Source organism: Blautia sp. CAG:237 (assembly GCF_000436615.1).
GTDB lineage: Bacteria > Bacillota > Clostridia > Lachnospirales > Lachnospiraceae > Blautia_A > Blautia_A intestinihominis.
In genome coordinates this window covers 1-5,665 of record NZ_FR886704.1, presented here as the reverse complement: position 1 = coordinate 5,665, position 5,665 = coordinate 1, and the positions used below count along the sequence as shown (strand labels likewise).

The 5,665-nt window shown below is 43.2% G+C and carries 4 protein-coding genes; all 4 read right to left on the bottom strand.

The window, feature by feature from the left end; all coding sequences use genetic code 11:
* Positions 1-231: 231 nt before the first annotated feature.
* The 4 genes from QZL69_RS03315 to QZL69_RS03300 all read right to left on the bottom strand — a co-directional run bounded on the left by QZL69_RS03315 (position 232) and on the right by QZL69_RS03300 (position 5,543).
* Entirely contained in the window at positions 232-1,335 is a 1,104-nt protein-coding gene (locus tag QZL69_RS03315; protein ID WP_022213801.1) for an ROK family transcriptional regulator, read from the bottom strand.
* 122 nt (positions 1,336-1,457) lie between these two features.
* On the bottom strand, positions 1,458-3,518 hold the full coding sequence (locus QZL69_RS03310) for an ATP-binding protein (protein ID WP_173906629.1): 2,061 nt from the start codon (positions 3,516-3,518) through the stop codon (positions 1,458-1,460).
* 245 nt (positions 3,519-3,763) lie between these two features.
* A complete protein-coding gene (locus tag QZL69_RS03305; protein ID WP_022213799.1) occupies positions 3,764-4,306 on the bottom strand; it encodes a DUF362 domain-containing protein in 543 nt (180 codons plus the stop codon).
* Positions 4,307-4,373: 67 nt separating this feature from the next.
* Entirely contained in the window at positions 4,374-5,543 is a 1,170-nt protein-coding gene (locus QZL69_RS03300; RefSeq protein WP_291518089.1) for a response regulator, read from the bottom strand.
* Positions 5,544-5,665 lie beyond the last annotated feature (122 nt).

Sequence of the window (5,665 nt, the reverse complement as noted above, 5' to 3'; positions counted from 1 at the left end):
TGTATTATCTTTTATTAAATGTTTTATTAAAGTAATTACATTATTATTCAGAAACTCTCTTTTGTCAAGAGTGTTCTTATCACTTCTCTCTATTGCACAATATTAGAAATCAGTTTTTGTGCAGGTTTCATAGATACACTGTGCATCATCCCACAACAAAAAATCTCTGAGCAAAATCTGCCTTTTGACAGACCTTGTTCAGAGATTTCCGAAAATAAAAGTTCTCAGCTTCTATTCTATATTTTTGATAAAATCCTGTAAAAAATGTTTCGCAGCACCTACTGCGGATGCTTCTCTCTTGTAGGAGCAGTTTCTGAGATACCGGATATCATGATCGAAGCCATTGTATTCCATCACTTTTTCCCCCAGTGGAAGCATATGTTCTGCCAGATATCCACCAACTTCTCCACCAAGGATGATATCCATATCGTATGCCATACGCAGATTTGAGATCAGGACCGCCAGCATATCCAGATATTCGCTCCATTTTTCTTCCGCTGCTTCGTCACCGGATTTTAACTGTTCCATAAACGTTTCCAGAGAATTGATTTCATCTGTAAGTGCACTTGCTGCACAGTAGGCATCCGCACACCCTTTCTTGCCACAATAGCATTTACGTCCTCCCGGAACCAGAATCATATGTCCGAATTCTCCTGCCTTCTGATTTTCTCCCTGAAACAGCTTTCCACCAATACAGAATGCTCCGCCCAGCGTATTGTTCAGTGACAGGTAGATTGCATTTTTATATCTGTTCATATCCTCTGCCATCATTGCCGCATTTGCATCATTTTCGAAATAAACCGGAAGATCAAATGCCTGTTCCAAAAAACTCAGGCTGTAATTTTCCAGCTGCAATGCATGTGATTTTATAAGCAGATGGGCTTTCTGACTGATGATTCCCGGAATTGAAATACCAATTCCAAGAATCCGGTCCTGATACTCTGTGTCCTTCAGAAATTCTGATGTCAGTACAGAAAGATCCTGACAGTAAGATGCATCCGGTGAAAACTTCATACGGACACGCCTGAATTTCACGATTTCATATTTCAGGTTTACAAGTACTATCCCCACATGATTTGCTGTGATCACAATTCCTACAGAATATCTGTAGGACGGATTGATTCCTATGCTTTTTGCCTTGCGTCCACCAGTAGATTCATATTCTCCGGTTTCTATAATGATTCCTTTTGCGATCAGATCATTTATATTTGAAAGAACTGTGGGCATACTCAAGTTCAGATTTTTGGATACTTCTGCCTTGGATGTTATTTGATTGTTGATCACATAATTCAGGATTCTGGATCTTGTGATAGTTTTTTTATCTGTTCCAGCCATTTTTGCCGACCTCTTTTATCAATTATTTTATAAAAGAATCATAACTTTTCTTTTGACATTTGTAAAGCACAAAAATACCACCCGACAAATGTCAGATGGTACCTTATGTATTGTGTTTGAAATTATGATTTTCCCAGCACCTCGTCCAGCGTCGAGAAAAGTACATTTATACTGATCGGCTTCGCAATATGTCCGTCCATACCTGCTTCGAAAGCCCTCTGGCGGTCTTCTTCGAAGGCATTGGCGGTCATGGCTATGATCGGGATGCGGCTTCTTGGATCGTTAAGCGCCCGGATCACTTTGGTTGCCTCGTAACCATCCATGTGCGGCATCTGAATATCCATGAGGATCAGGTCATAGTAATCCTCCGGTTTCGCCTTCAGGGTTTCCACACATTTAACACCGTCTGTTACGTGTTCTGTCTCAAGACCTCTTTCTCCGAGAAGTTCCATCGCAATCTCTGCGTTCAGTTCATTATCCTCTGCCAGCAGGATACGTTTGCCTTTGAAATTCCGGAATATCTGACCGGACTGTTCTTCCTTCCTGGACTGGATCTGCTCTTCTGTCGCTGTCGGGAAGGACAGGACGATGGTTGTCTTGGTCCCCTTTCCGGCTTTACTCGAAACATTGATAGTTCCGCCCATCAGGTCAACCAGTGCTTTGACAATCGGAAGTCCAAGACCTGTACCGGTCACATGACTCTCTGTAGTCGTTCTTTCTCTCGTAAATTCCTCAAAAATATGAGGCAGATACTCCTCACTCATTCCAATTCCGGTATCGGCAACTACGATCCTGAATGAAGTGTGTCCCTCTTTGGAATAGTGGAATTCTGAAATATCAACTACAATACTGCCGCCATCCGGTGTGTACTTGATCGAATTGCTTACGATATTAAGCAGGATCTCTCTTACTTTGGTCCTGTCACAGATCACATACGGATGGTCTGAATTCAGTATACAGGTGTACTTAAGATTTTTCTTATGGAGTTCCGGCTCAAAAACCGCCTGGAGAGAATTCACAAGATCCTTAAAACATCCTACTTCCGGTTTCAGCTCCGCTTCACCACTTTCGATCCGTGCCATCTCAAGCACATAATTGAGCAATGAAAGTAAAAATGAACTCGATGACTTGATCTTGCCAACATACTCCACAACCTTCTCACGATCATCCGCATGTTTCTCCAGAAGGTCTGAGAAACCGATGATCGCATTCATCGGTGTACGGATATCGTGGCTCATATTAAAGAGGAAACGTGTCTTTGCTTCATTCGCGATTCTGGCTTCTTCGGCAGCTTTCTCCAGTTCTTTCTCATGAATATATTCACGATAACGCCGCATCTGAAACTGCATATATCCCTCTGCCAGCAATATCGCAATTGCTACTGCAATCAGTATTGTCAGTACCTTCTGGATATTGCTGATCCATCCGTTCTCCGGTACAATATCAAAATACCAGGTATCGTTTGGTACAGAGCAGGCAACTTCCATTGAATTTTTCAGTGTTTCATTGTCACTTTCCGCAATGACAACTTTCTTCCCGGTATCTATGTCTTTCTTCCAGATCTGGTAATGGTATCCTGCATTCTCAAGTTTGTTCAGTTCTGTTTCCTGGATAAATTTATTCCAGTCGATGACCAGAATAGAAAATCCCCAGAACTGCTCTTTTCCCGATTCATCCGCTGTGTAAATCGGATCAAAAAGAAGTGCTCCGACTCCTCCCTGTACCAGATCAAATGGTCCTGCGATCGTGTATTCTCCACTGTCTTTCGCAAGGTTGGCTGCTGCTTTTCGCTCGGAATCTCTGAGCATGTCCAGACCGATTGCCTGTTCATTTCCCTCAAGAGGGTATACCTGTGAAACTGCGCCATCCTTTGCAAGCTCACGCGCTGATATCACGTAGTTCTCATCCTGCATCAGTTGAGACAGTTCTGAGAACTCTTCGTCCGTGATCTCATGCTTCTCTTCTATGAGCTTTTTCATGAGTTCTGACTCTGACAGGTATTTATTTAACTGTGCTTCTACCTTGCCGACAGTCGTCTCGGCAGTATAGGATGCCTTAAGTTTCTCTCTCTTTTCCTGATTCAGATTCACCAGATAGATACAGCCAATGGTAATTAAAAAAGTAATACAGAAAACAAGGAGTGCCCGGACTCTCATTATTTTGGTATCTTTCTTTGTTTGCATATCTTTCTTCTCATCATTTTCGTAAATTTCTGAGTAAGTAAAAACATTCTCACGCAGATTCATTCTTCGCTGCTTTTTATTATAATGGAATCCGGCGTATAAATCCAGTTCTTTCTGGCAAACACGCCAGCAAATACTAATCAGTGAAAGGCTCTTCGATATATATGCAAAAAAACTGACTCGCCAGGAAATCCGACGGGTCAGTTTTTGTATCATCTGCTATTTGAGTTATCTTTTTTGAAAGATCATCCTTCGAACGGAACAACGTCTTTGACGGCATCTGCCAGTGTGATCTCATCATTGTCGATGTCGATCAGGTGATAGCGGTCATTTCCCATGCCCATTTCTTTCATGTAGGTAAGCTGGCGAAGTCCATGGCGGGTTGTGATTCTCTCTACCAGTGCTTTGCGGTCATCCTCTCCAAGTGCAAATACCAGGTCGACAGACGCCTGGTCGATTGCAAGGATATCTGTGGATGCAAGAATTCCGATATTCGGTGTAACGACCGGTTCTGCTCCGACACCTTCGCAGTCACAGGAAACAGACATGTTTCTCAGACAGTTGATGTATGCGATCTGTTTACCGAAATGATCTACCGTTGCTTTGGAAGATTCTGTGATGCGCTCCATCAGTTCTTCCTCTGCAATGCTCCACATATTAGAGGAACCTTCTACGGTGTGGATCATTCCTTTGCCGATACGTCCGTCTGCACAGCCGATACCAATGTTCTTGTTGGATCCGCCGAAACCACCCATGGTATGCCCTTTGAAATGTGTCAGGACAAGCATGGAATCATAAATAATTTTATTATAGACCCTGAAATCAGGTTGAGGTCAATATCTTTCTGCAAAAAAGTTAATTTCGGTGTACTTTCACCTTCAGAATTGTGCTTCCCAGTTTTGAGGCTTCTATTGGTTTCGGGATATGTCCGTCCATTCCTGCATTCAGACATTTGCGGACATTTTCCGAGGAAGCCTGTGCTGTCATGGCGAAAATTGGAATCGTTCCTGCATCTTCGCGGTCCAGCCCGCGGATTGCCTTGACTGCCTCGATCCCGTCCATGACCGGCATCATGATATCCATGAGAATGACATCGTAGCCATGTGGTTCCGAAGCTTCAAACTTCTCAAGAGCTTCTTTTCCATTCCATACCTTGTCAATCTTCGCACCAAGTTCTGTGAGATAAAATTCTGCGATCTCCATATTGATCTCGTTGTCCTCGACCAGCAGGATCTTCATACCTTCGAGATTTTTTGCCCCCGCACAGTTCTGTGACTCGCTTTGTTCTGAAGCATTCTTATCAATTTTGAATAGAAGCTGATATGTGATATCCGTTCCCTCGCCAAGAGTGCTCTCAACCTTGATCGTACCGCCAAGCCGGTCGATCAGTGCTTTTACGATAGACATTCCGAGACCGGTTCCACGGTACTGCGTCCGGGCATCGTTTTCTTCCTGGGTAAAAGGCTTGAACAGCTCATTCTCTATAAATTCCCGGCTCATTCCTATGCCGGAATCTACGATACGGAACTCATAAAGAGCTGTCTCTCCATCGTCCGAAATTTCTGTCGCATATGTGTCGATCGTTCCGTTTGGCTTGTTATACTTGACGGAATTACTCATAAGATTCAGCATGATCCGGCGAAGCTGCAGAGAACTTCCATACAATGCAGTATGCCTGATAGTTCCTCTGTGCTTTCTGTGGACAAGTCCCGTCTGCATGACCTGTGAATCCATCAGTGCTGCCACCTCATTCATCAGTTCAGCAAGGTCAAACGGTTCTTCTTTGATATCAAGTCTGCCTGCTTCCAGTTTGCTCATATCCAGAACATCATTTACCAGTTCCAGAAGATGTCTTGTTGAAAGCTGGATCTTATCGAGACTGTCATCGACCTTTGTCTCATCCTGACGGTTTTTGTGGATAATGTCGAGCATTCCCATGATTCCGTTGATCGGCGTGCGGATATCGTGGCTCATGCGGTTCATAAATTCTGTCTTGGCACGATTTTCGGAATCAGCCTCCTCGATCGCGATCTTGAGACGTTCGTTTTCTTTTACTTCTTTTTCATGGAATTCTGAAGTGTTTTTGAACAGAATGATGCCATGAACTACTATAATATCTTTTTAATAACTCGACTATATTTAAAACC